The sequence below is a fragment of the Micromonospora sp. II genome (assembly GCF_001709195.1).
GTDB classification, from domain to species: Bacteria; Actinomycetota; Actinomycetes; order Mycobacteriales; family Micromonosporaceae; genus Micromonospora; species Micromonospora chalcea.
Map to the genome: position 1 here is coordinate 818,589 of NZ_LYXF01000024.1, position 24,332 is coordinate 842,920.

Annotated in this window: 25 protein-coding genes; 16 read left to right on the forward strand and 9 right to left on the reverse strand. The window is 73.7% G+C overall.

All coding sequences use genetic code 11. The features are described 5' to 3' along the window. Positions 1 to 192 precede the first annotated feature (192 nt). On the forward strand, positions 193 to 780 hold the full coding sequence (locus A8711_RS15405) for a TMEM165/GDT1 family protein (protein WP_069088592.1): 588 nt from the start codon (positions 193 to 195) through the stop codon (positions 778 to 780). Positions 781 to 835: 55 nt separating this feature from the next. On the opposite strand, the gene nhaA is transcribed toward A8711_RS15405, so the two are convergent. Together nhaA and A8711_RS15415 are read right to left on the reverse strand one after the other, a co-directional pair. After that, on the reverse strand, positions 836 to 2,134 hold the full coding sequence (gene nhaA, locus A8711_RS15410) for a Na+/H+ antiporter NhaA (protein WP_069088593.1): 1,299 nt from the start codon (positions 2,132 to 2,134) through the stop codon (positions 836 to 838). Positions 2,135 to 2,288: 154 nt separating this feature from the next. Further along, a complete protein-coding gene (locus tag A8711_RS15415; RefSeq protein ID WP_069088594.1) occupies positions 2,289 to 4,136 on the reverse strand; it encodes a nucleoside-diphosphate sugar epimerase/dehydratase in 1,848 nt (615 codons plus the stop codon). A gap of 185 nt (positions 4,137 to 4,321) precedes the next feature. On the opposite strand from A8711_RS15415, the gene A8711_RS15420 reads away from it, so the two are divergent. Next, a complete protein-coding gene (locus A8711_RS15420) occupies positions 4,322 to 5,773 on the forward strand; it encodes a polysaccharide biosynthesis tyrosine autokinase (RefSeq protein WP_043323724.1) in 1,452 nt (483 codons plus the stop codon). Here A8711_RS15420 and A8711_RS15425 read toward each other — a convergent pair. Beyond that, positions 5,754 to 6,308 (reverse strand): protein-tyrosine-phosphatase, encoded by a 555-nt coding sequence (locus A8711_RS15425; protein WP_043330096.1) that lies wholly within the window; start codon positions 6,306 to 6,308, stop codon positions 5,754 to 5,756. The genes A8711_RS15420 and A8711_RS15425 overlap by 20 nt on opposite strands. A 144-nt stretch (positions 6,309 to 6,452) precedes the next feature. Here A8711_RS15425 and A8711_RS15430 point away from each other — a divergent pair, with 144 nt between their 5' ends. The 8 genes from A8711_RS15430 to A8711_RS15465 all read left to right on the forward strand — a co-directional run bounded on the left by A8711_RS15430 (position 6,453) and on the right by A8711_RS15465 (position 15,420). Further along, the gene (locus tag A8711_RS15430) at positions 6,453 to 7,715 is read left to right on the forward strand and encodes a glycosyltransferase family 4 protein (RefSeq protein WP_069088595.1); all 1,263 of its coding nucleotides are present in this window, start codon (positions 6,453 to 6,455) and stop codon (positions 7,713 to 7,715) included. Positions 7,716 to 7,793: 78 nt separating this feature from the next. Then, the gene (locus A8711_RS15435) at positions 7,794 to 9,578 is read left to right on the forward strand and encodes a DUF4012 domain-containing protein (protein ID WP_069088596.1); all 1,785 of its coding nucleotides are present in this window, start codon (positions 7,794 to 7,796) and stop codon (positions 9,576 to 9,578) included. A 13-nt stretch (positions 9,579 to 9,591) separates the two neighbouring features. After that, on the forward strand, positions 9,592 to 10,212 hold the full coding sequence (locus A8711_RS15440) for a hypothetical protein (RefSeq protein ID WP_043323730.1): 621 nt from the start codon (positions 9,592 to 9,594) through the stop codon (positions 10,210 to 10,212). Positions 10,213 to 10,310: 98 nt separating this feature from the next. Next, positions 10,311 to 10,727 carry a protein-tyrosine phosphatase family protein gene (locus A8711_RS15445; protein ID WP_069088597.1) on the forward strand — a complete coding sequence of 139 codons (417 nt, stop codon included), beginning with the start codon at positions 10,311 to 10,313 and terminating at the stop codon, positions 10,725 to 10,727. A 100-nt stretch (positions 10,728 to 10,827) separates the two neighbouring features. Then, complete coding sequence (locus A8711_RS15450) at positions 10,828 to 12,096, forward strand: D-alanyl-D-alanine carboxypeptidase family protein (protein ID WP_069088598.1); 1,269 nt, start codon at positions 10,828 to 10,830, stop codon at positions 12,094 to 12,096. Between the two features lie 54 nt (positions 12,097 to 12,150). After that, a complete protein-coding gene (locus A8711_RS15455) occupies positions 12,151 to 13,314 on the forward strand; it encodes a glycosyltransferase (protein WP_064445817.1) in 1,164 nt (387 codons plus the stop codon). Next, positions 13,311 to 14,033, forward strand: a complete 723-nt coding sequence (locus tag A8711_RS15460) for a polysaccharide deacetylase family protein (protein WP_069088599.1) — start codon at positions 13,311 to 13,313, stop codon at positions 14,031 to 14,033. The genes A8711_RS15455 and A8711_RS15460 overlap by 4 nt, the downstream gene beginning before the upstream one ends. Before the next feature lie 100 nt (positions 14,034 to 14,133). Continuing rightward, positions 14,134 to 15,420 carry a D-alanyl-D-alanine carboxypeptidase family protein gene (locus A8711_RS15465; RefSeq protein WP_069088600.1) on the forward strand — a complete coding sequence of 429 codons (1,287 nt, stop codon included), beginning with the start codon at positions 14,134 to 14,136 and terminating at the stop codon, positions 15,418 to 15,420. Positions 15,421 to 15,435: 15 nt separating this feature from the next. Here the strand turns inward: A8711_RS15465 and A8711_RS15470 are convergent, their stop codons facing one another. Continuing rightward, the gene (locus tag A8711_RS15470; RefSeq protein ID WP_043323734.1) at positions 15,436 to 16,461 is read right to left on the reverse strand and encodes a LacI family DNA-binding transcriptional regulator; all 1,026 of its coding nucleotides are present in this window, start codon (positions 16,459 to 16,461) and stop codon (positions 15,436 to 15,438) included. Positions 16,462 to 16,660: 199 nt separating this feature from the next. Between A8711_RS15470 and A8711_RS15475 the strand changes: the two genes are divergently transcribed. From A8711_RS15475 to A8711_RS15485, 3 genes are read left to right on the forward strand one after another with little or no spacing between them, the layout of a single operon-like run. Continuing rightward, a complete protein-coding gene (locus A8711_RS15475) occupies positions 16,661 to 17,626 on the forward strand; it encodes an acetylxylan esterase (protein WP_069088601.1) in 966 nt (321 codons plus the stop codon). A 60-nt stretch (positions 17,627 to 17,686) separates the two neighbouring features. Then, positions 17,687 to 18,499 carry a M15 family metallopeptidase gene (locus tag A8711_RS15480; RefSeq protein WP_069088688.1) on the forward strand — a complete coding sequence of 271 codons (813 nt, stop codon included), beginning with the start codon at positions 17,687 to 17,689 and terminating at the stop codon, positions 18,497 to 18,499. A 44-nt stretch (positions 18,500 to 18,543) separates the two neighbouring features. Continuing rightward, the gene (locus tag A8711_RS15485) at positions 18,544 to 19,050 is read left to right on the forward strand and encodes a DinB family protein (protein WP_064445820.1); all 507 of its coding nucleotides are present in this window, start codon (positions 18,544 to 18,546) and stop codon (positions 19,048 to 19,050) included. 10 nt (positions 19,051 to 19,060) lie between these two features. Here the strand turns inward: A8711_RS15485 and A8711_RS15490 are convergent, their stop codons facing one another. Then, a complete protein-coding gene (locus A8711_RS15490; protein ID WP_064445821.1) occupies positions 19,061 to 19,834 on the reverse strand; it encodes an alpha/beta hydrolase family protein in 774 nt (257 codons plus the stop codon). A gap of 147 nt (positions 19,835 to 19,981) precedes the next feature. Between A8711_RS15490 and A8711_RS15495 the strand changes: the two genes are divergently transcribed. The 3 genes from A8711_RS15495 to A8711_RS15505 all read left to right on the forward strand — a co-directional run bounded on the left by A8711_RS15495 (position 19,982) and on the right by A8711_RS15505 (position 22,698). Beyond that, entirely contained in the window at positions 19,982 to 20,374 is a 393-nt protein-coding gene (locus A8711_RS15495; protein ID WP_043323741.1) for a hypothetical protein, read from the forward strand. Between the two features lie 76 nt (positions 20,375 to 20,450). Next, entirely contained in the window at positions 20,451 to 21,125 is a 675-nt protein-coding gene (locus A8711_RS15500) for an HAD family hydrolase (protein ID WP_064445822.1), read from the forward strand. Positions 21,126 to 21,498: 373 nt separating this feature from the next. Beyond that, a complete protein-coding gene (locus A8711_RS15505) occupies positions 21,499 to 22,698 on the forward strand; it encodes an RtcB family protein (RefSeq protein ID WP_064445823.1) in 1,200 nt (399 codons plus the stop codon). Between the two features lie 32 nt (positions 22,699 to 22,730). Here A8711_RS15505 and A8711_RS32450 read toward each other — a convergent pair whose 3' ends face one another. Genes A8711_RS32450 through A8711_RS15520 form a run of 4 tightly spaced genes read right to left on the reverse strand, consistent with a single transcriptional unit; the run spans position 22,731 to position 24,262 of the window. Then, positions 22,731 to 22,895 carry a hypothetical protein gene (locus A8711_RS32450; protein ID WP_166455878.1) on the reverse strand — a complete coding sequence of 55 codons (165 nt, stop codon included), beginning with the start codon at positions 22,893 to 22,895 and terminating at the stop codon, positions 22,731 to 22,733. Continuing rightward, positions 22,892 to 23,110 carry a helix-turn-helix transcriptional regulator gene (locus A8711_RS15510; protein WP_030499989.1) on the reverse strand — a complete coding sequence of 73 codons (219 nt, stop codon included), beginning with the start codon at positions 23,108 to 23,110 and terminating at the stop codon, positions 22,892 to 22,894. The genes A8711_RS32450 and A8711_RS15510 overlap by 4 nt, the downstream gene beginning before the upstream one ends. Continuing rightward, complete coding sequence (locus tag A8711_RS15515; protein ID WP_064445824.1) at positions 23,110 to 23,589, reverse strand: DUF2975 domain-containing protein; 480 nt, start codon at positions 23,587 to 23,589, stop codon at positions 23,110 to 23,112. Before A8711_RS15515 ends, A8711_RS15510 begins: the two co-directional genes overlap by 1 nt. 31 nt (positions 23,590 to 23,620) lie before the next feature. Continuing rightward, positions 23,621 to 24,262: a dihydrofolate reductase family protein gene (locus tag A8711_RS15520; protein WP_064445825.1), complete on the reverse strand. Its 642-nt coding sequence runs from the start codon at positions 24,260 to 24,262 to the stop codon at positions 23,621 to 23,623. Positions 24,263 to 24,332: the final 70 nt, after the last annotated feature.

Sequence of the window (24,332 nt, forward strand, 5' to 3'; positions counted from 1 at the left end):
CCCGGCGGGTGATCGGCTAGGCTGGCTGCGCGAAGGGGAGTAGCCCCCAATGTCGTGGTCGACACACTGGTGCGTTCCGCATCCGGCCACGCGGCCCCGGTCTCCGGGGCGGGCGAGACCTTCGACTCAGGCTGTCGCAGCCGGGTCGAGGGCGCCCCCGTTCCTCCTCCCGGCTTGATCGGGAAGGTTCACATGGAGGGTTTCCTCGTCGCGCTGGTGGTCAGCTTCGGCGTGATCTTCGTTGCGGAGCTGGGCGACAAATCCCAGCTCATGGCGCTGACATTCGCCACTCGGTTCAAGACGGTGCCGGTGCTCATCGGCATCACGATCGCCACCGCGATCGTGCACCTGGCCTCGGTGGCCATCGGGTACGGCCTGAACGCCGCGCTGCCCACCGGCTGGATCTCGCTCATCGCCGGCCTGGCGTTCCTCGGATTCGGCGCGTGGACGCTGCGCGGCGACAAGCTGACCGAGGAGGAGAAGCGCAAGGCCGAACGCAGCGGCAAGTCGGCGATCCTCGCGGTGGGTGTGGCGTTCTTCCTGGCCGAGCTGGGCGACAAGACCATGCTCGCCACCATCACGCTGGCCACCAAGTACGGCTGGTTCGGCACCTGGCTCGGGTCGACGCTCGGCATGGTCGCCGCGGACGCGCTGGCGATCCTGGTGGGCCGGATGCTCGGCCGGCACCTGCCGGAGCGGGCGATCCGTTACGGCGCGGCAGTGCTGTTCGCCATCTGCGGCCTGTGGCTGATCTTCGAGGCGGTCACCGAGCTGAACTGATCGGCCCGTGTCGCGCCGGCCGTTCCCGCTCCGGGGACGGCCGGCGCGACGCGGGTCAGGCGGCTCCGCCCTGGTAGATGTCCGGGATGCCGTCACCGTCGGCGTCCCGGTTCTCCCGTTCGCTGATCCGGCGGTAGACCCGGTTGCGGCGGACCAGCACCACCGAGGCGAGCAGGGCGGAGGTCAGCGAGCCGAGCAGCACCGCCACCTTGACGCCGTCCTCCTCCGGGCTGCCCGTGCCGAACGCGAGCTCGCCGATGAGCAGCGACACGGTGAAGCCGATGCCGGCCAGCAGCGCGAGTCCGAGCAGGTCGGCCCAGGTGATCTCCTCGTCCAGTTCGGCCCGGGTGAACCGGGCGAGCAGGTACGTCGAGCCGAACACGCCGACGACCTTGCCCAGCACGAGTCCGGCGGCGACCGCGAGCACCACCGGGTTGCTGAGCACGCCGCCCACGTCCACGCCGACCAGCGTCACCCCGGCGGCGAAGAAGGCGAAGACCGGTACGGCCAGGCCGGCGGAGACCGGCCGCCAGCGGTGCTCCAGCCGTTCGGCCAGGCCGGGTGAGCCGTCGCGTCCGCGCAGCACGGGCACGGTGAAGCCGAGCAGTACGCCCGCCACCGTGGCGTGCACGCCGGAGGCGTGCACGAGCGTCCAGGCGGTCACGGCCAGCGGGATCAGCGCCCACCACCAGGTGCGGCGCCGCTGCACGAGCAACCCGAACACGGCGATCGGCAGCAGGGCGGCGAGCAGCGGCAGCGGGTGGAAGTCGGCGGTGTAGAACACCGCGATGATGGTGATCGCGAAGAGGTCGTCCACCACCGCGAGGGTGAGCAGGAACGCGCGCAGCCCCTGCGGCAGGTGGGAGCTGACCACGGCGAGCACGGCGAGGGCGAACGCGATGTCGGTGGCGGTGGGGATGGCCCATCCGCGCAGTCCGGCGCCGCCGGCGCTGAGCGTCACCGCCAGGTAGATCAGCGCGGGCGCGACCATGCCGCCGACGGCCGCGATCACCGGCAGCGCGGCCCGGCGGGGGTCACGCAGGTCACCGGCGACGAACTCGCGTTTGAGTTCCAGGCCCACCACGAAGAAGAAGATCGCCAGCAACCCGTCGGCGGCCCAGGTGCGCAGGCTGAGGTCGAGGTGCAGCGCCGCGCCGCCGGGCCAGGGCACCCAGTGGCTCAGTTCCGCGTACCCGGCGCGCCACGGCGAGTTGGCCCAGATCAGCGCGATCACGGCGCCGAGAAGCAGCAGAGCGCCGCCGACCGTCTCGGTGCGCAGCACGTCGGCCAGGAACCGGGCCTCCGGCCAGGAGCGGCGGGAGAGCAGGCGCGACGGAGGTGGGGTGTGGGTCATGCGGCGTCCGTTCGGGAGCTGGGGTCGGCGAATCCATCGCCGACCAGGCTTCCCGGCACACCGGTTCCAAGCCTAACGGCCGCCGGGACCGGCGGCGAGCTAGGCCGGTGGGACGCTCGTCCCATCTCGTGGGCGGGCGTCCCACCGGCTCCGGTCAGCGCTGGCCGGGCAGCGCCGGCAGGGCGGCGCCGGCCGGTTCGCAGAACGCCGCCAGTCGCTTGATCAGCTCGTCCGGTTCCGCGTACGGGTCCAGCGTCCGCACCTCGTCCGGGTCCAGTTCCGGCACCGGGACGTGGGAGATCAGCGGGTGCAGCGGGCGGGTGTCCACCTCGTCCGCGCCGAACAGGTGTTCGTGCAGCTTCTCACCGGGCCGCAGGCCGGTGAAGACGATCTCCACGGGCCGGTCCGCCTCGGCGGCGAGCCGGCGCGCCACGTCCGCGATCCGGACCGGCTCGCCCATGTCGAGCACCAGCGCCTCGCCGCCCCGGCCGATGGTCGCGGCCTGGAGCACCAGGTGCACCGCCTCCTGGACGGTCATGAAGTAGCGGGTGACGTCGGGGTGGGTGACGGTGACCGGCACGCCGGCGCGGATCTGCGCCTGGAACGCGGTGAGCACCGACCCGCGGCTGCTGAGCACGTTGCCGAACCGGACGCTGAGGTAGGTGCCGTTGAGCCGCTGCGCGTGGTACGCGGTGAGCCGCTCGGTGATCCGCTTGGAGTAGCCGAGCACGCTCGCCGGGTTGGCCGCCTTGTCGGTGGAGATGTTCACGAACTGGGCGACGTCCCGGCACGCCTCCAGCACGTTCAGCGTACCCAGGATGTTGGTCTTGATCGCCTCACCGGGGTGGCGCTCGAGCAGCGTGAGGTGCTTGAGCGCGGCGGCGTGGAACACCACGTCGGGCTGCCGGTCGGCGATCACCCGGGCGATGCCCTCGGCGTCGCGGATGTCGGCCAGGATCAGCTCCGGGCCGTCCAGCAGCGCGCGCCCGTGCAGGGACATCTGCAGCGCGTGCAGCGCCGACTCGTCCCGGTCGAGCATCATCAGCTCGTCCGGCTCGCAGCGGGCGATCTGCCGGCACAGCTCCGAGCCGATCGAGCCGCCGGCGCCGGTCACCAGCACCCGCCGGCCGGCCAGCCCACCCCGCTCCACGCTCAGCTCCGCCACCCGGTGCGCCCGGCCCAGCAGATCGGTGAGCTGGACGTCGCGCACGTCGGTGGCGGCGACCGGCCGGTCGAGCAGCTCGCGCACCGGCGGCAGCACCTTGAACGCCGCCCCGGCCTCCAGGGTCCGGGTACGCACGTCGCGCAGCAGCTGCGGGTCCGAGCCGCTCATCGAGAAGATGACGGTGGTCGCCCCGGTCGCCCGAACGGCGTCGCCGACCTGCTCGCGGCCGCCCAGTACGCGCAGCCCCTCCAGCCGCAGGCCGCGGCTGTCGGCCGCGTCGTCGAGCAGGCCGACCGGCCGGTAGCTGCTGTCGGGATCCTGCAGCAGCACCCGGACGAGCCGCTCGCTGGCCGCGTCCACCCCGTAGACCAGGCAGCGCTCGGCGTTCCGTGGGGCGGGTGGCCGGCGGTCGGCGTGGGCACGCCACAGGCCGCGGGCGGTCGCCATCACCACCAGCGCCACCGTGCCGCCGACGAGCGGCGTGCTGGCCGGTACGGGATGCCGCGTCCACTGCATCACGGCGACGGCGCCGACGGCCGCGACGAGCGCGACGGTGACGGCGAGCCCCTGCGCGTCCCCCGAGCTGCCGATCGGGTAGCGGCCGTAGACCCGGGAGCGCAGCAGCGTGAGCGCGGCGTACAGCGCGGCGCAGGCCAGCGCCAGGCCGAGCGTACGGGCGCTGGCGGCGACGGTCAGGTCGAACTCGTACCTCGTCCAGGCGGCGCCGAGAAATCCTCCGCACCACGCGGCCGTGTCCAGCGTTAACAGGGAAAGGGTGGCGGCGCGGTGGGTGATCCGGCGGTGCGGTCGCACTGCTGTGCTGGCTTCACGATCCATGGGCTGCCCTCTGTGTCCTATCCGGATTGAAAGGATTAGACCTTCTGTGCCTGTTCGGTCGTTTACATTCGTCAAGTCACGTAACGTCGTGAATAGGCGATTCGATCCTGGCACGGGTACGGGTGCTTTTAGGGGGCTTTCGTGCAGTTTCATCGGCAGACCGGCGTGTCGCTAGGGAGGGCGTGATGGACGTTCTCGGCTACCTGCGCCTGGTCCGACGCCACTGGTGGATCGTGTTGGTGACGGTGATGCTCGCCCTGGGCACCGCCGCGCTCGTGACGGTCCGGACGGCGCCTCGGTACGAGGCCTCGGTGACGTTCTTCGTCACCACGCCCAGCCAGGGCGTCACCGACGCCTACCAGGGCAGCCTCTTCCTCCAGCAGCGGGTGAAGTCCTACGGTGACCTGCTCACCAGCGACCGGCTGGCGCAGAGCGTGGTGGCCGACGCGCCGCTGGGTCTCACCGCCGACCAGGTGCGCAGCCGGATCCGGACCGCCAGCACGACCGGCACGGTCCTGCTCAAGGCCACGATCACCGACACCGACCAGACCCGGGCGCTGAAGACCACCGAGACGCTCGCGACGAAGTTCACCGAGCTGGTGCGCAAGGTCGAGACGCCGCCGGACGGCAATGCCCCGCCGATCAAGATCGAGGTCGTCAGCGGTCCCCGGGTGACGTCCAGCCCGGTCTCGCCGCAGCCCACGCGCAACCTGGTCATGGGCGGTGTGCTGGGCCTGCTGCTCGGCGCCGCGCTGGCCGTGCTGCGCGGGCTGGCCGACGTCCGGATGCGCGACGGCGCCGCGCTGCAACGGGTGACCGGCAGCCCGCTGCTCGGCGAGATCCCGTACGAGAACGGCGCGAAGGCGGCGCCGCTGATCGTCGGCGCGGCGGCCACCTCCGCCCGGGCCGAGGCGGTCCGCAAACTGCGCACGAACCTGCGCTTCGTGGACGTGCACGAGCCGGCCCGGGTCATCGCGGTCACGAGCGCGTTGCAGGGCGAGGGGAAGACCACGATGGCCTGCAACACCGCCATCGCGCTGGCCGAGGCGGGCTGGCGGGTGCTTCTCATCGACGCCGACCTGCGCCGCCCGAAGGTGGCCGACTACCTGGGCCTCGACGGCGGCGTCGGCCTCACCGACGTGCTGGTCGGCGACGTCCAGGTCGGTGACGTGGTGCAGCGCTGGGGGGAGAAGTCCCTTCTCGTGCTGCCCAGCGGCGCCACCCCGCCCAACCCGAGCGAGCTGCTCGGCTCGAAGTCCATGGCGGACCTGCTGGTGGCGCTGCGGGACTCGGCGGACATCGTGGTGATCGACACCGCGCCGCTGCTGGCCGTCACCGACGGCGTGGTGGTGGCCGTGCAGGCCGACGGCGCGCTCCTGGTCACCCAGCAGGGCCGGACCTCGCGCAGCCAGGTGGCGGCGGCGGCGAACGCGCTCAGCTCGGTCTCGGTGCGCCTGCTCGGCTGCGTGCTCAACATGGCCAAGGTGGCCAAGTCGGACGCCTACCAGTACGAGGCGTACAAGGTGGTCGTGCCGCCGGCCGCGCCCTCGGTGCCGGCCGACCGGGCCGGCAGCCGCCGGGGCGCCAAGGCCGTCGGGGGCGACCGGACGCAGGAACTCACCCGGCTGTCGCGATGAGCGCGAGCACGGGGCGGATCGACCGCTCGATCTCCTCCGCGCACCGCCGGAAGTCGGCCGGCGAGCCGCCGATCGGGTCGCGCAGGTCGTCCACGTCGGGGGCGGCGGGTTGCAGCCGCCCCCGGGCGCGCACGGCGGCCGACACGGCCGCCCGCAACGGCGTGCCCGCCTCCGCCTCGTCCGCCCGGGCCTCGGTGGCCAGCCGGGCGAACTGCCGGAGCGTGAACGTCCGCGCCAGCGTGGCCGGGGCCATCGCGGTGCAGGCCGAGCGCTGGCGGCGGGTCGCGGTCAGCACCAGCGCCGCTCCGGTCAGGTGCTCGGGGCGAAGCCGCCGGGTGCGGAAGGCCGCCGGGTCCGCGCCGGTCCGGGCGGCCACCTCGACCGCGTACGGGTGCATGGCGGCGCCGTCGATCGCGTCGGTGCCCGCGCTGGCGACCGCCAGCGGCAGACCGGCCAGCATCCGGCGGGCGATGAACTCCGCCATCGGTGACCGGCACATGTTCGCGTGGCAGACGAAGAGGACCTCGTCGACCATCTGCACCCCTCTCGTCGGCACGGTCGCGGCGCAGAGTGCCGCGACGGCGTTCTTCCGGCTGTCGCGGCCGGACGCAGAGGGGTTGCCGGAATCGTACGCGCCGCGCCGCGCGCCCGTCCGGCAAGCCGCGCCGGGAGCGTGGACATGAGGATCGGCATCCTGTCGTACCACTTCCCGCCGGAGCCGGCGTTCGTCCCGGGCAGCCTGGCCGAGGAGCTGGTCGCCCGGGGCCACGAGGTACGGGTGCTCACCGGGTTCCCGGACTATCCGGGTGGCCACGTCTATCCGGGCTGGCGGCAGCGCTGGCGGCACCAGACGCACAGCGAGCGGCTGACCGTACGCCGGGTGCCCCGGTACGCCGGCGGCGACGGCACGCCCCGGGCCCGTACCGCGAGCTGGCTCTCCTTCGCCGGCAGCGCCGCGCTCGCCGGGCGGGGCCTGCTGCGGGGCGTCGACGCGCTCTACGTCTTCGGTCACCCGGCGGTCACGTTCGCGGCGTCCGGGCTGCTGCGGCTGCTCGGCCGTACGCCCACCGTCCTGCACATGCAGGACGTCTGGACGGAGCACGAGCCGGGCCCGGCGCAGAGCGACCGGGCGCCGGCCCGGCTGGAGGCCGCCATGCGCCGCCTCTACCGGGAGGCGGCAGTGGTGGCGGTCAGCTCGCCGTCCATGGCGGATCTGGTGCGCGCCCGCGGGGCCGATCCGGCGCGGGTGCGTACGGTGCTCAACTGGACCGACGAACGCATCTTCCGTCCGACCCAGGCCGGTCCGGCCGTCCGCCGGCTCATCCGGCGGGACGACCGTTGCGTGGTGATGCACGCCGGGACGATCGGCGTGCGCCAGGGGCTGGAGACGGCGGTCCGCGCGGCGGCGGCGCTCGGCGACCGGATGGACCTGGTGCTGGTCGGCTCCGGTCCGCAGGAGCGGCGGGTGCGGGGGCTCGCCGCCGAGCTCGGCGCGGACAACGTCCGGTTCGTCGAGCGACGGTCCGCCGTGGACATGCCGCAGCTCTACGCGGCCGCCGACTATCAGCTCGTGGCGCAGCGCGACCTGCCCGAGCTGCGGGGGACCGTGCCCGCCAAGCTCCAGGCCGCGCTCTCCTGTGCCGCGCCGGTGGTCGCCTCCGCCGGTGGGGAGACGGCGGAGCTGGTCGAGCGGGCCCGCGCGGGGCTGTCCTGCCCGCCGGAGGACTGGGCGGCGCTCGCCGACCGCTTCTGGCTGGCCGCCGCCATCCCGGCGGCCGCCCGGATCGACATGGGTAGGCGGGGCCGGGGCGCGTACCTGCGGGAGATGTCGATGCGGACCGGCGTGGACCGGATCGAGGCCCTGCTGCAGGAGGCGGCGGGTGTGGCGCCGAAGCGAGCAAAACTCGCAGAAGCGATGCAAGCCGACAGAGCGGCGGAATAGCCAACTAAGCCTCCCTTTTCCATGCTAGAAAGCAACTCGATTGCGAAAAGTGTCTTATTCGTCTCGTAGGAGGATTTTGTGTCCGGACCCGGTCCTTCGCCCGGCCGCCGACGGCGCTCGCGGCGGCGCCGGCGCGCCCGGGTCCGCCGGATCCTGCTGACCGGGCTGGTCGTCGTCTCGGTGCTGCTCAGCGCCGGTGGCTGGGTGGCGTTCCGGGGCTGGCAGGCCCGCGCCCACCTGGTCAACGCCGCCGGGCTGGCCAAGGAGCTCAGCGCCCAGGTGCTCGACGGCGACGTGGCCCGGGCGCAGCGCACGCTCGCCGCGTTGCAGGAGCAGGCGGCCGCCGCGCGCGGCGCTACCAGGGATCCGGTCTGGTGGGCCGGCCAGCAGGCCCCCTACGCGGGGGACAACCTGGCCGCGGTGCGGCAGATCTCGGTGGCGGTGGACGACCTGGCCCGGCTCGCGTTCCCCACGCTGCTGCGGGTCGACCTCGCCTCGCTGGTGCCGAAGCAGGGCCGGCTGGACCTGGCCCGCCTGCGCGGGGTCTCGGCCGAGGTCGCGGCGGCCGACCAGGCGGTCCGGGCCACCGCCGAGCGGTTGCGGCAGGTGCCGGTGGACAGCCTCGTGGCGCAGGTGCGCGACGCGGTCACCGCGCTGCGCGCGGAGCTGGACAAACTGGGCGAGCTGACCTCGGCGGCGGATCGGGGCGCGCGGCTGCTGCCGCCGCTGCTCGGTGCGGACGGGCCACGCAGTTATCTGCTCGTCTCGCAGAATCCGGCCGAGCTGCGCGCCACCGGCGGCATGTTCGGCGCGTACGCGGTGCTGCGGGCCGAGGGCGGCCGGGTCCGGTTGGTCAAGCAGGGCAGCTCGTCGGACCTGCGGTCCTTCGACCCACCGCTCAAGATCGGCGCGGAGGCGAAGCGGCTCTGGGGCGACCTGCCGGGCATCTATCCGGCTGATGTGAACCTCAGCCCGGACTTCCCGGCCGCCGCCGCGCTCTACCGGGACATGGTGCGCCGCCGTACCGGCACCACCGTGGACGGCGTGCTGGCGGTGGACCCCGTGGTCCTGTCGTACCTGCTCGGCGTGGTCGGCCCGGTGACCGTGCCGGACGGGCCTTCGCTGGCCGCCGCCACCGCCGTGCGGACGCTGCTCAGTGACTCGTACCGGGACCTGGACACCAAGGACCAGGACGTGTTCTTCGCCCGGGCCGCGTCCGGCGTGTTCGACACGTTGTTCACCAAGACGGTCGACCCTCGGTCGCTTTTGACCGTTTTTAGTCGTTCCATTAGCGAACGTCGGATATTGTTCTGGAGTGTCCGATCCGATGAGCAGCGCGCGCTGGCCGACACCCGGCTGGCGGGTCAGCTCCCGGAGAAGGACACCGTGCCGACTGTCGGCGTGTTCCTCAACGACGGCAGCGGCGCGAAGCTCGGTTACTACCTCAGGTTCTCGGCCACCGTGACGGTCGGCGAATGCCATCCGGACGGGCGCCGCGAGCTGCGGCTGAAGGTGACGGTGCACTCCACCGCCCCGAAGTCGGGCCTGACCAAGTCGGTGACCGGGCTGGCCCTGTCCGGCGACAAGTACACCGCACGCACCTTCGTCTCCGTCCACACGCCCACCGGGGGCGCCGTCCTCACCGGGCGGCTCGACGGGAGGGACACCGCGATGGGCAGCGGCACCGACGGCCGCCGCCAGGTGGCGGTGGCCAACGTGGAGACCCGCCCGGGGCAGACCCGGACGCTCGACGTCACGGTGCTCACCGGCCAGACCGGCGCCGGGACGGCCGAGCTGGTGCACACGCCCACCGTCACCCCATGGACCACCCAAGTAGTCAACGCACCAAGCTGTGAACAGTAGGAGGGAAACCATCATGCGGCTATCCCGCATCATCATGGCGCTCACGGTGGGCCTGGCCGTAGCGGCCGTGCCGACCGCGGCCGGGGCGGCGCAGCCGCAACCCCCGGTCTACCCGCCCGAGGTCGCGTCGCTGACCGTCTCACCGACGACCATCCGGCTCGGCGAGACGTTCACCCTGCGGGGATCGAACTTCGGGCCGAACGAGACGGTCCGAATCGACGTGGCGATCTCGGGCCTGCCCGCGGCCGCCCCGGCCGACGGTTCCGCGCGACGCAGCGACGGCAGCACGGTGGCGATGGCGCCGGTCGCCTACACGCCCAACCGTGCCCAGCCGCAGCCCGCGCCGACCACGTTCACCGTGACGACCGACGCCAGCGGCAACTTCACCGTGACCTACCGGCCGACCCGGCCCGGGCGGTACACGTTCACCGCCACCGGTCTGACGTCCGGTCGGATCGCCAGCGCCACCGGCACCGTCCTGCCGCCGCGGCCGACCAAGTCCCCGCACCACGGCGGGCTGCCGGTCACCGGTGACAGCATCGGCACGCCGCTGAAGCTCGGTGGGGGCCTCGCCGCCGCCGGCGCGGTGCTGCTGCTGGCCTCCATGGCCTGGCGTCGCCGTCGCCTCGGCTGATCCGGGGCGCGCCGGGAAAGACCCGGCTCGATCGTGAGTGCCCGCCGGACGGAGTCCGGCGGGCACTCACGTGTCCGTGCCACACGACACAATGGGCCATGGACGCGACACCGTGGACCGATCAGGCCGGCCTGCTCACGCTGCCCGGGGGCGCCACCGTCCGCGGGCGGCGAGTCGCCGAGCCCGCCTCGCCCGCCGACTTCGCGCTGCTGCTGGCGCCCGGCCCCGAACCGGAGTGGCCCGCCCGGCGCGTCCGCTGGCCCGACTTCTGGATCCCGGCCGACCGCGCCGACGCGCTCGACGCGCTCCGGGAGGCGTGGCGGCGCGCGTACGCGGGCGAGCGGGTCGAGGTGGCCTGCCACGGCGGTGTGGGGCGTACCGGAACCGCGCTCGCCGCCTTCGCCGTACTGGACGGGCTGCCGCCCGATCGGGCGGTGGCCTGGGTCCGGTCCCGCTACCACCGGAAGGCGGTGGAGACGCCGTGGCAACGATGGTGGTTGCGCGGCGTGCGCTGACCCCCGGCCGGTCACCGAGCGGGGCCGGGCGATCGGCGCCGCGTCACGGCCCCGGTGAGCCACCCGGCCCTGATCAACGGGCTCGGTATGGTGCCTTCTCATGAGAGCCCGGGTCCTGGCCGCCGTCACCGCCGTCACCCTGCTCGCCGCCGGGACACCCGCACCGGCGCCGGCCGCCCCCGGGACGGCCCCCGCGCCCGGCGCCACCGTGCCCTGCCCCCGGCAGCCCGCGCCGAAGGTGAGCCGGCCGCCCCGCCCCACGCCGCCGGCCACGACGCCCGAACAGGCGGCGGTGGGCGGGGAGGCGCTGGCCGGCGCCGGACTGGTCGCGCCGCCGGGCAGCCCCGCGCCCCCGGCGGTCACCGCCAGCACCTGGCTCGTGGCGGACCTGGACACCGGCACCGTTCTGGGCGCGTGCGGGGCGCACGTCCCCGGCACGCCGGCCAGCACCCAGAAGCTGCTGCTGGCCGCCACCATGCTGAGCCGGCTCGACCCGAAGCAGGTGGCCGTCGCGACCCGCGCCGACCTCGACATCGAACCGGGCAGCTCGGCCGTCGGGCTGCTCGTCGGTGGCCGCTACAGCGTGGAGACGCTCTGGCTGGGCCTGCTCCTGCAGTCCGGCAACGACGCGGCGAACATGCTGGCCCGTCTCGGCGCCGGCAGCACGCAGGCCGGCGTCGCCGAGATGAACGCGCAGGCCCGCCGGCTCGGCGCCGGGCAGACCCACGCGGTCACCCCGTCCGGACTGGACGGCCCCGGGCAGTTCACCACCGCGTACGACCTGGCGCTGATCGCGCGGGCCTGCTTCGCCGACGCCGCGTTCCGCCGGTACGCGCTCACCGAACGCACACAGATCCCGGCCCAGCCCGCCCTGAAGAAGGGCGGGTTCCAGATCCAGAACGAGAACCAGCTGATCTACCGCTATCCGGGCGCGCTCGGCGGCAAGACCGGTTTCACCGAGCTGGCCCGGCACAGTTACGTCGGCGCCGCGCAACGCGGCGGACGCCGTCTCGTGGTGACGCTGCTCGGCGCCGAGGCCCGGCCGGTACGCGGCTGGCAGCAGGGCGCCCAGCTGCTCGACTGGGGCTTCGGGCTGCCCCGGGACGCCTCGGTCGGCCGGCTGGTGGAGCCGGGTGAGGGGGACGCCGCGGCGGCGGAACCCCGTAACGCTCCCGCCGCCGCGCCGGCCCGTACCGTCTCGCCGCCGTGGCGGGGGCCGGCCGGCACCGCGCTGCGCCGCGTCGGCGAGGGGGACTGGCGGATGATCGTGCCGCTCGCCGGTCTGCTCGCCCTCACCGTCGGCGGGGTGGCGGCGGTGCTCGCCGCCCGCCGGGGCCGGTCCCGCCGCCGCGGACGCCGCCGCGCCTGAACCCGGCGTCCCGGCGGGTCGCGTGGACACCGATTCCGTGGGTATGCGCCCGGCATGGAGCACCCGGGCCGGATCGTGGTGGTCTCGGCGGACATCGGCGCCGGACACGACCGGGCCGCTGACGAGCTGGCGCAACGGCTGCGTGCGCGGGGCTTCGCGGTGGACCGGCTGAACCTTCTGCACCTGCTGCCCCGCCCGCTGCACCGGGCGGTGCGCGAGACGTACCGGGGGGTGCTGCACCGGCTCCCGTGGGGCTACCACGCGCTGTTCCGGCTGACCGGCAGCTCACCGACGGCCGTACGCGCGATCCGCGCGCTGCTGAGGCCGTTGCGCCGTCGCCTGCGCCGCCGCATCCCGTCCGACACCCGAGCCGTGGTCACCACCTATCCGTTCGCCAACCAGCTCCTCGGCCCGTTGCGGCGGCACGGGCGGCTCCGTGTCCCGGTGATCACCTACGTGACCGATTTCGTGGTGCACCCGACCTGGCTCGCGCCGGGCGTGGACGTGTACTGCGCGGTCCGCCACGCCGAGACGCGCCAGGCCGACGCCGCCGACGTCACGGTGGTGCAGCCGCTGGTGTCCCGCGCCTTCGCCCGGCCCGGCCCGGAGGACCGGCAGCGGGCCCGGCAGCGGTTCGGCCTCCCGGCCGACGGTGTGCTCGCGCTTGTCGTCGCGGGCTCCTGGGGCGCCGGCGAGGTGCCGGCGACGGTGGCCGAGGTCGCCGCGGCGGGTGTCCGCCCGGTGGTGGTGTGCGGGCACAACGCGGCGCTGCGCCGCCGGCTGCACGGCGCCGGCCGGTACGTGCTGGGCTGGGTCGACGACATGCCGGCACTGATGCGCGCCGTCGACGTGATGGTGGAGAACGCCGGCGGGCTCACCTGCCAGGAGGCGCTGGCGGCCGGGCTGCCGGTGGTCACGTACCGGCCCATCGCCGGACACGGGCGTGCGAACGCCGCGATCCTGGCCCGCGCCGGCCTGAGCCGGTGGGCGGGCACACCGCAGCAGCTCGGGCCGGTGCTCGCGGCGGTGATCGGGACTTCACCGGTGGTCCCGTCCCACGACGACGTGTCCCAGGACCCGGCCGGCCTGGTCGCCGAGGCGGCTCGCCGGGCGCCGCCCGCGGGTTCGGCCGGCACGCGCCGCCCGCTGCTGGACCCGGTCGGCGACGCGGTCGCCGTACTCGCCGCGATGCTGCAGTCCACCGGCGGTCTGCGATGAGAGCGGCGACCCTGGCCCGGGCCGCCGCGCTCGCGCTGCCGGTGTTGCAGGTGGCGCCGTCGGTCACGGCGCTGCCCGCCGTGCGGCGGCGGTGGCTGCCCGGCCTGCACGGAATCGGGGCGCCCGACCGGGTCGCGCTGACCTTCGACGACGGCCCGGACCCGGAGTCCACCGGCCACGTCCTGGACGTGCTGGCGGCACACCGGGTCCGTGCCACGTTCTTCGTGCTCGGCGCGATGCTGCGGCGCAACCCGGCGCTGGGCCGCCGGCTGGTCGACGACGGCCACGAGGTGGCCGTGCACGGCTGGACGCACGACAACCTGCTGCTGCGCGGCCCGGCCCGCACCGTCCGGGACCTGACCCGCGCGTACGACCTGGTCACGGACGTGACCGGCCGTGCGCCCCGGTTCCTGCGACCGCCGTACGGCGTGCTCACCGCCGCGGCTCTCACGGCCGCCCGGCGGCTGCGTCTGCGGCCGGTGCTGTGGAGCTGCTGGGGGCGGGACTGGACCGCCACGGCCACCGCCGACACGGTCGCGCGAACCGTCCTGTCCGGGCTGGAGGGAGGTGGCACGATCCTGCTGCACGACTCCTCCCGTACCGCCGCGCCGGGCGCCTGGCGGGCCGGTGTCGCCGCGCTTCCGCGCGTGCTGGCCGAGTGCCGTCGCCGCGGATGGCACGTCGGCCCGCTCAGCGGTCACGGGCTGCCCGCGCGCTGATCCGGGCACGGGCGGGGGAGCCTACCGCGTGGCCCCGGCGCCGGGGCCCGAATCCCGGAGCCGGTGACCCGTTCGGGTCGGCGTGGCTAGCGTCCGGGTCATGAGGACCTGGGGATCCTTCGTGGCGCTGGCCGCCGCCCTGCTGGTGCCGGTGTCGGCGACGCCCGCGGTGGCGGGCGTCCGCGCGCCCGTACGCCGGATGCCGGCCGCGCCGCCCTGCCCGAACGTGCCGCCCCCGTCGACCCGGCCGCCGCAGCCGCCGCCCGCGCCCGATCCGGCCGCGCGGGCCGTCGGCGGCGCGGCGCTGGACACCGCCGGGCTGGTCGTCCCGCCCGCGTCGACCGCGCCGCCGCCGGTCACCGCCACCTCCTGGGTGGTCGCCGACCTGGACAGCGGCGCGGTACTCGGCGGCTGCGGGCCGCACGAGTACGCGGTGCCCGCGAGCGTGCAGAAGCTGCTGCTGGCGGCCACGATGCTGCCTCGGCTGGACCCGAACCGGGAGGTCACCGTGACCGCCGGGGATCTGGCCGTGGAACCGGGCAGCTCGGCGGTCGGGCTGGTCGAGGGCGGGCGGTACCGGATCGAGACGATCTGGCTGGGACTGCTGCTGCGTTCCGGCAACGAGGCGGCGAACGCGCTGGCCCGCCTCGGCGGCGGCCCGGACGGGCTGGCCGGCGGGGTGCGGGCGATGAACGAGGAGGCGCACCGGCTCGGCGCGCGGCAGACCCACGCGGTCACCCCGTCCGGGCTGGACGGTCCGGGCCAGTTCACCAGCGCGTACGACCTGGCGCTCATCGCGCGGGCGTGCTTCGCGAACCCGGCCTTCCGCCGGTACGCCGCCACCCGTACGGCGCAGATCCCGGCCCAGCCGGCGCTGCGCAAGAAGGCGTTCGCGATCTCCAACGACAACATGCTGCTGGACCAGTACCCGGGCGCGATCGGCGGCAAGACCGGCTTCACCGACCTGGCCCGGCACACCTACGTCGGCGCCGCCGAGCGCGGCGGGCGGCGGCTCGTGGTCACGCTGCTCGGCGCCGAGGTGACCAGCCAGCGGGGCTGGCAGCAGGGCGCCGCGCTGCTGGACTGGGGATTCGCGCAGCCTCGGGACGCCTCGGTCGGGCGGCTGGTCGAGCCGGGTGAGCTGGACCGGACCGCGCCACCGGCGGGCGGCGGGGCGTCGGCCCTGGCCGGGCACGCCGACCTGCGTGGCGGCGCGCCGGGCCCCGGCGCCGCGCCCAGCGCCGGTGTGACGGTGGCGGTGGGCGCGGTGCTGACGGCCGGGGGAGCGGTGCTGCTGGCACGGCGGCGCCGGCACGCCGCGGCGGCCGCCGCCACCATGTCGACCGGGCCGGTTCTGCGCGAGCCGGAAATTCCGGAACAGGACTGAAAGCGGCGGTCCGGGTCAGCGGCAGGCGGGCGCCGCGGTGCTGTCGCGCACCACCAGTTCGGTGGCCAGTTCGACCCGGGGCGAGTCGATCTCCTCACCCTGGGCCAGCCGCAGCACGGTACGCGCGGCGAGCCGCCCCATCTCGACGAGGGGCTGGCGGACGGTGGTCAGCGGCGGTGAGGCCCACCGTGCCTCGGGCAGGTCGTCGAAGCCCACCACGCTCACGTCGTCGCAGACCCGCAGGCCGCGCCGGCGCACCGCCTCGTACACCCCGAACGCCATCTGGTCGCTCGCCGCGAAGATGGCCGTCGGCGGCTCGTCGAGGTCGAGCAGCGCGCCACCGGCGGTGAACCCGGAGGCGTGGTAGAAGTCGCCGGGCTGCACCAGCCGGTCGTCGGCGGCCACACCGGCAGCGGCCAGCGCGGCCCGGTAGCCGTCCAGCCGGGCCCGGCTGCACAGCAGGTGCGGCGGGCCGGCCACGAAACCGATCCGCCGGTGGCCGAGCTTGAGCAGGTGCTCGGTGGCGGCCAGGCCGCCGGTCCAGTTGGTGGCGCCGATCGCCGGCACGTCGGTGGCGGCCACGCCGGCGGCCGGGTCGACCACCACCACCGGCACGTTGAGGCGGCGCAACTGGGCCTGCACGGCCGGGCTCAGGTGCGAGGTCACCACGATCACGCCGTCGGACGCGCGGGCGCGCAGGTTGTGCAGCCACTGCCGGGTGGAGCTGGACTCGCGGTGGATCGCCGAGACGACGGTGCCCACCCCGGCGGCGTGACTGACGTCCTCCACGCCGCGGATGATCTCCACGGCCCAAGGGCTGTCCAGGTCGTTGAAGACCAGGTCGACCAGGTCCGCCCGGCGCACCGTACGGCTGCCCCGGCGCCGGTAGCCGTGGTGGCGCAGCAGCTCCTCGACCCGTTCCCGCGTGTCCGGCGCGACGTCGGACCGCCCGTTGAGCACGCGCGACACGGTCGGGACCGAGACGCCGGCCTCCCGTGCGATCGCGGTGATGGTCACCCTGCGTTCGTCGTCCGCGCTCACCCGTGTTCCCTTCGCCGGCTGCCGGAACCGACCGGTAGACCGTCCCGCCCCACGCACATCTTGCCGTACGCAGAGGGCTTGACGACAGGCCGGACCGGCCCTAGCGTTCGCACGAGTTGCGGAAACGTTCCGGAAATGCGCCAGTCATCTTCCGGCGGCTCGCCGTCCACCCCCGACGAACGACGAGGAAGACCGAGGCGTGCTCACCGACCTGACCGAGGCCGAACTCCGTACCTACCGCAGCGACCTGCACGAGCCTGCCGACTTCGACGCCTTCTGGGCTGACACTCTCGCACAGGCGCGCTCGTGCGGCGACCCCGTGACGGCGACCCCGCTGCCGACGCCGCTGACCGGTGTCGACGTCTTCGACGTGACCTTCCCCGGCTTCGCCGGACAGCCGATCCGCGCGTGGCTGCGGGCGCCGCGCGGCGCGTCCGGCCCGCTGCCCACGATCGTGCAGTACGTCGGGTACGGCGGCGGGCGCGGCCACGCGCTGGAGAACCTGCTCTGGTCCGCGGCCGGCTTCGCCCACCTCCAGATGGACACCCGTGGCCAGGGCTCGGGGTGGAGCCGGGGCGACACCCCGGACGTGGCCGCCGCCGGGCCGCAGGCGCCGGGCATGGCCACCCGGGGCATCGAGGACCCGAACAAGTACTACTACCGTCGTTTCCTCACCGACGCGGTCCGCGCCGTGGACGCCGCGCGTGAGCTGCCGGCAGTCGACCCGGACCGGATCGCCGTTCTCGGTCACAGCCAGGGCGGGGCCGCAGCGCTCGCGGCCGCCGCGCTGGCGCCGTCGGTACGCGCGGCGGTGGCGTACGTGCCGTTCCTCTGCGACATCCCGCGCGCGATCACGATCACCGACTCGGCGCCGTTCCGGGAGATCCGGGACTACCTCGCCGTGCACCGCGACCGCGAGGAGCAGACGCTGCGCACGCTCGGCTACGTCGACGGCGTCGCGTTCGCCCGCCGCGCCACCGCGCCGGCCCGGTTCTCCGTCGCGCTGATGGACGAGATCGTCCCGCCGTCCACGGTCTACGCCGCCTACCACGACTACCGGGGCGACAAGGACCTGACGGTGTGGCGGTTCAACGGCCACGAGGCGGGCGGCATCGACGACGACGCCGCCGCTGTGGACTTCCTGCGTACCGTGCTGGGCGGCTGACCACCGGTTCCGCCGATGCCGGCCCGCCCGGGCTGGTAGACACGGCGGATGGGCACCGGCATGCGCGCGACGGCGGGCCTGGCCGTGGCGACCGCGCTGCTCGCCGCCGCCTGCCAGCGGCCCGCGCCGTCGCCGTCGCCGTCCGCGCCGCCGTCAGCCACCCCGACCGGCCCGCGGGCCCCGGCGGACTTCGTGGACCTCAGCACCGTCGACCCCACCGTCCGCACCGACATCCGGTACGCGGGCCCGCACAACTTCGTCGGCCGCCCGATCGACGGGTACGCCGAACCACGCTGCCTGCTCACCCGCCCGGCGGCGCAGGCGCTGCACCGGGTGCAGACCGCCGCGCTCGCCGGCGGGCACAGCCTCAAGGTGTACGACTGCTACCGCCCGCAGCGCGCCGCCGACGACTTCGTCGCCTGGGCGAAACTCCCCGGCGAACAGCTGATGAAGGGCGAGTTCTACCCCGCCGTGCCGAAGGACCGGCTCTTCGCCGACGGGTACATCGGCGCGCCCACCGCGCACAGCCGGGGCAGCACCGTCGACCTGACCCTGGTCCCGGTCTCCGGGCCCCCGCAGGCCGGGTACACGCCCGGCCAGCCGCTGGTGCCCTGCACCGACCCGGCCGGCCGCCGCTTCGCCGACGACTCGATCGACATGGGCACCGGCTTCGACTGCTTCGACCCGCGTGCCCACACCGCCGACGCGCGGATCAGCGACACCGCCCGCAACAACAGGGACCTGCTGCGCCGGCTGATGTCCGCGCAGGGCTTCGAGAACTATCCGCTGGAGTGGTGGCACTACCGCTACGTCGACGAGCCGTACCCGGACACCTGGTTCGACTTCCCGGTGGCCGGTTCGTCGCTGCGGTGACGCGGTCGTTCCACCATGATCGATTGCGGCTAGGGTGGGCGTTCATGGAGACCGAACGGATCGGCCCGCCGCTGCTCGGCGGGGAGCGGGAGTCGCTGCGCGCGTTCCTCGACTTCCACCGGGCCACGCTGGCTCTCAAGTGCGAGGGGCTGACCGACGAGCAGTTGCGCCGGCAGGCGTCGCCGCCGTCCACGCTGTCCCTGCTCGGGCTGGTCCGGCACATGGCGGAGGTGGAGCGCACCTGGTTCCGCCGGGTCATCGCCGCCGAGGACGTGCCGCTGGTGTGGTCGGACACCGGTGACTTCCAGCAGGCGTACGACGCCCGCGACGCCGACGTGGCGGAGGCGTTCGAGGCCTGGCAGCGCGAGATCGAGCACGCCCGGCGCATCGAGCGGGAGGCCGAGTCCCTCGACGTGACAGGTCACCAGGCCCGCTGGGGCGAGGACGTGTCGCTGCGCCTGGTCATGCTGCACATGCTGCACGAGTACGCCCGCCACAACGGGCACGCCGACCTGATCCGCGAGGCGATCGACGGCACCGTCGGCGTCTGAGTCCGGCCGATCAACGCGTGCGCAGCGGCAGCCAGGCCAGCACGTCGGAGATGCGTGCGTCCCAGTACGCCCAGTCGTGGTCCCCCGGACCGAAGTCGACGGTGACCGGCACGTCGCGCTCGCGGGCCGCGTCGAGGAACCGCACGTTGTCCTCGTACAGGAAGTCCTCGGTGCCGCACGCGACGTAGAGCGCCGGCCGGTCGTCGCCGGAGCGCTCCAGCAGCCCCACCGTGTCGTCGTCCGCCGGCACCGGGTCGTCGCCCCAGACCGTGTGCCACACCGCCGGGTCGACCGGGTGGGTCGGATGGTGGCGGCGGCGGGTCACGTCCAGCGCGCCGGACAGGCTGGCCGCCGCCGCGAACCGCTCCGGCCGGCGCAACGCCCACTTGAGCGCGCCGTAGCCGCCCATCGACAGGCCCGCGACGAACGTGTCCTCCCGGCGGTCGGACAGCCGGAAGAACGACCGGCACACCTCGGGCAGCTCCTCGCTGAGGAACGTCCAGTAGCGGTTGCCGTGTGCCTCGTCGCAGTAGAAGCTGCGCTGCACCTGCGGCATCACCACGGCCAGCCCCAGCGGCGCCACGTACCGCTCGATCGACGTGCGGCGCGTCCACACCGTGTCGTCGTCGGTCAGCCCGTGCAGCAGGTAGAGCACCGGCGGGTCACCGTCCGCGCCGGAACCCGCCATGCCGATCCCGGCGGCGCCCGGGTCGGGCAGCAGCACCGTCATCGAGGTGCCCACGCCGAGCGCCTCGGAGAAGAAGTCACACCGGATGTGCGCCATGAGGCGGGAGCGTACCTCGCAGGGGTTCGATGAGGGCGTTCCTATTGCCCCCGGACGGTCGTACGGGACAGGATGGCCGTGCGTGCCGGTAACACACCCGTAACCTGCGCGCTGCTGGTCTCTGTCACAAGGAAGTGGGAGTCAGGCATGAGCGACGTGTCGGCCGCACTGGGTGTGCGCCTCTACCCGGACCTGGTCGAGCCGGGTGGTCTCGCCCCCGCGCTCGTGGCGACCGCCGCCGCGCACCAGCTCGACGTCGGCGCGGTCTCCGCGCCCGAGCAGGGGCGCAGCCGCTTCACCTGCGCCGAGATGACCTCCCCCCGGGGCGTGGTCTGCGTCAGCCTCGGCTCCCAGGCCCGCTACTTCATGATCGACCTGAGGGTGGACGGCGACGTCCAGGCCCGCGGCGACGCCACCGACCTGCTCCAGGTCGCGCAGGTGGCGGCCGCCTGGCGGGCGGGGATCACGCTCGCCGAGCTGACCGCGCGCTACCCGTTCATGGAGGAGATGCGGCGCCACCCGGTCGCGCAGGCCGGCTGAGGCCGGGCACCCTGGCCCGGCCCGATCCAGGTCGACCGCCGCTCCTGGACGCGCCGTGTCGATCTAGGGTGATGCGATGACCGCCAGGCGCGTGACGACAGTACTGTTCGACTTCGCCTGGACTCTGTTCGCCAGAGACTCGGAGCGCTGGGTGGGCAACGCGGCGGCATCGATCGACCGGACATTGGCTGTCGGCGAGGCGCACCGTATTGCCGGCGACTTCGCGGAACTGTTGCGGGAGACGGCCACGGATCCGGCCCACATCGCCCGAGATCTGGACCCGCGAGTCTGGGATCGGGCGATCCTCGCTGTGCTGGAACAGATTCCTGGGGTGGACCAGGCGCTGGCATCGGCCATGCACGAAACACACGCCGAAGCAGTCGAGCCGTACGCCGACACCGTCGCCACCCTGTCCGCATTGCGTGACAGCGGTGTTCGCATCGGCGTCGTCAGCAACGTCGGCTGGGACATCCGCACATGCTTTGCGCGGCATGGACTCGACGGCTATGTCGATGCGTTCGTACTGTCCTACGAGGTCGGCTTCGTCAAACCGGACCCTCTGATCTGGGTCGCCGCCCTCGAAGCCCTCCATGCCGCACCGGGCCAGACCCTGATGGTCGGTGATCATCCCGCCGGCGACGGCGGATCGGTTGCCGCCGGCATACCGGCGCTGATCCTGCCAATGGTGGATTCGCCCGCGCAGAAACGCGGATTCGAATACGTGCTCAGGCTTGCCCAGGTTCCGTCCTGACGGGTCTTTCGCTGGTCACTCACGTGAAGCTCCTGGTAATCAGCGCGTGCGCGGAAAGGTTCAGTGCTGTCGCAAATTCGCGTTGCCGCCGGTGCGTGGCGGCCGTACGGTGAGCGGGCAACGTCGATCTGATCCACCAGGGGAGTCCACCGTGTCGCAGCAGAACCGCACCCGCGCCGAGCGGCAAGCGCCGCGCGCCGGTGCCCTGCTGCCCGAACCGGGCACGGGCCGGGAACGGCAGTGGCAACCAGGGTGGTGGCGCGTCTAGCGCCGGCGCGACGATCCGCGCGAACCGCCCGCCCCGACACCGGAGCAGGGCGGTTCTCCGTTTCCGGGGTACCTATCTCCGACGGACACGAGCAAGGAGACGACGATGGGTTTCACCCCGCTGGCCGGTACCCGGGCGCCGGTCCGCGTCTGGACCGACCCGTACACGATCGAGGCGCAGGCGGCCCGGCAGCTGCGCAACATCGGCGCGCTGCCGTGGGTGCAGGGCGTCGCGGTGATGCCGGACGTGCACTTCGGCAAGGGCGCCACAGTCGGCTCGGTGATCGCGATGCGGCAGGCCGTGTCGCCGGCCGCGGTCGGCGTGGACATCGGCTGCGGCATGTCCGCGGTGCGGACCTCGCTGACCGCCGCCGACCTGCCCGACGACCTCGCGCCGCTGCGTTCGGCAATCGAGGCGGCGATCCCGGTCGGCTTCGCGATGCGCGACGACGCTGTCGATCCGCGGCGGGTCCGGGGCCTGGAGCAGGCCGGCTGGGACGAGTTCTGGCGGCGGTTCGCCACGCTGGACCGGAAGGTCGCCCAGCTCGAGACGCGGGCGCAGCGGCAGCTCGGCACGCTCGGCGGCGGCAACCACTTCATCGAGGTCTGCCTGGAGCAGGGTGGCCCGGACGACGGCCGGGTCTGGCTGATGCTGCACTCCGGTTCCCGCAACATCGGCAAGGAACTGGCCGAGCGGCACATGTCGGTGGCGCGCGGGCTGCCGCACAACACCGACCTGCCGGACCGGGACCTCGCGGTGTTCCTCGCCGGCACGCCGGAGATGGAGGCGTACCGGCGGGACCTGTGGTGGGCGCAGGAGTACGCCCGGCGTAACCGGGCGGTCATGCTCGCGCTGCTGAGCCAGGTGGTCCGGGAGGCGTTCCCGCACGTGCGCTACGACGAGCCGATCTCCTGCCACCACAACTACGTGGCGGAGGAGAGCTACGACGGGGTGGACGTGCTGGTGACCCGCAAGGGCGCGATCCGGGCCGGTAAGGGGGACCTGGGCATCATCCCCGGCTCGATGGGCACCGGGTCGTACATCGTGCGCGGCAAGGGCAACGTCGACGCGTACTGCTCGGCGTCGCACGGGGCCGGGCGGCGGATGTCGCGGGGGCAGGCGAAGCGCACGTACAGCACGGCGGATCTGGCCGCGCAGACCGCCGGTGTGGAGTGCCGTAAGGATGCCGGTGTGGTGGACGAGATTCCCGGCGCGTACAAGGACATCACCGAGGTGATGGCCCAGCAGGAGGACCTGGTCGAGGTGGTCGCCCACCTCAAGCAGGTCGTCTGCGTGAAGGGCTGAGCGGCAGGGCCGGCGTCGAGGGGGCGCCGGCCCTAACGGGTACGCCGGGCGACACGTACGCCGATGGCTACCGCGCCGATGACGAGCAGCGCGGACAGGAGCTGGAGGCCGGGGGAGTCGTCGGCCTCGCCGTACACGAAGCCGGCGACGCCGAGCACGACGGCGAGCACCGCCACGGCGGCGGCCAGGTGCCTCATCGCTCCTCCTCGTCGGGGACCCATTCGAGCAGGTCGCCGGGCTGGCAGTCGAGCACCCGGCACATGGCCTCCAGGGTGCTGAACCGGACGGCCTTGGCGCGGCCGTTCTTGAGCACGGCGACGTTGGCCGGGGTGAGCCCCACGCGCTCGGCGAACTCGCCGACGCTCATCTTGCGCTTGGCCAGCTCCACGTCGATGCGCACGACGATCGGCATCAGATCACCGCTTCCATGTCGGTGCGCAGCGTGGTGGCCTGGCGCAGCAGCGCGCGCAGCACAACCATCAGCAGCCCCAGCACGGTGACGCCGGTGACCAGCAGGAACAGCAGCAGCGGCAGCCCGGGGTCGTCGGCGTTGAAGCCCACATAGAGGAACACCCCGACGAGCACCACCCAGGCGGCGGCGACCGCCCAGACGATCCCGTCGACCCAGCGCAGGGACGCCTCGGTGAAGATGCGGTCGCGCTTGACCAGGGTGAGCAGGTGCCAGGTGCAGACGATCACCACCTGGACGCAGAGCACCCAGAAGACCGTGACCGCGGTGGCGGGCCATCGCAGGTACGCCATGTCCGGGTCTTCCCGGGCCATGTGGGCGAACTGGCCGGGCAGCGACATGGTCTGGAACAGCACCAGGACCGCGAACAGCAGGACCAGGAAGGCGCGGAGTGGTGTCACCGCGCGTTGCGCCGTAAGCATGCATCGACTATCGCGCGGAACCTATCGAAAGTCAATCGGTATCGCTCGCGCGGCGGGTGACGGCGTAGCGGACGTGCACGGCGTACCGCGAGTGGTGCACGGCGCAGATCTCCAGGTCGACGTCCCGGTCGAAGCCCTCGAAGAGCCGCTTCCCGCCGCCGAGCACCACCGGAGCCGTGGACAGGCCCAGCTCGTCGACCACGCCGGCGGCGAGCGCCTGCCGGATGACGGCGGCGCCCCCGCCGATGATCACCGCACCGTCCCCGGCCGTACGCCGGGCCGCCGCCAGCGCCGCGTCGAACCCGTCGACCATGAGGAAACCCGCGTCCGGATCTGGCTGGTCGGCGGTGCGGTGGGTGAGCACGACCAGGGGCGTCTGGAACGGGTTCCGGCCGCCCCAGGCGCCCGCGGCGTCGTACATGCCCCGGCCGCACAGCGCCGCGCCGGCACCCTCCAGCAGCTCGTCGAAGTACGCGCGGTCCTCGGCGGTCATGCCGGCGCCGGGTTCGCGTGGCGTGTCGTACGTCCACGGCCCGCCCATCACCCAGTAGTGCAGCCGCTCGCCGCCGGCACCGAGCCCCTGGCCCGCGTGGTCGTCCGGACCGGTGACGTAGCCGTCCAGGGACACGGTGACGAACGCCCGCACCCGGCCCCGCGCTTCGCTGGTGCTCATGCTTCCTCCCGGAGACTCGGAGAACACCGACTCACCGAAGACCGCGCACCGGCACCGGACTCATCGCCGT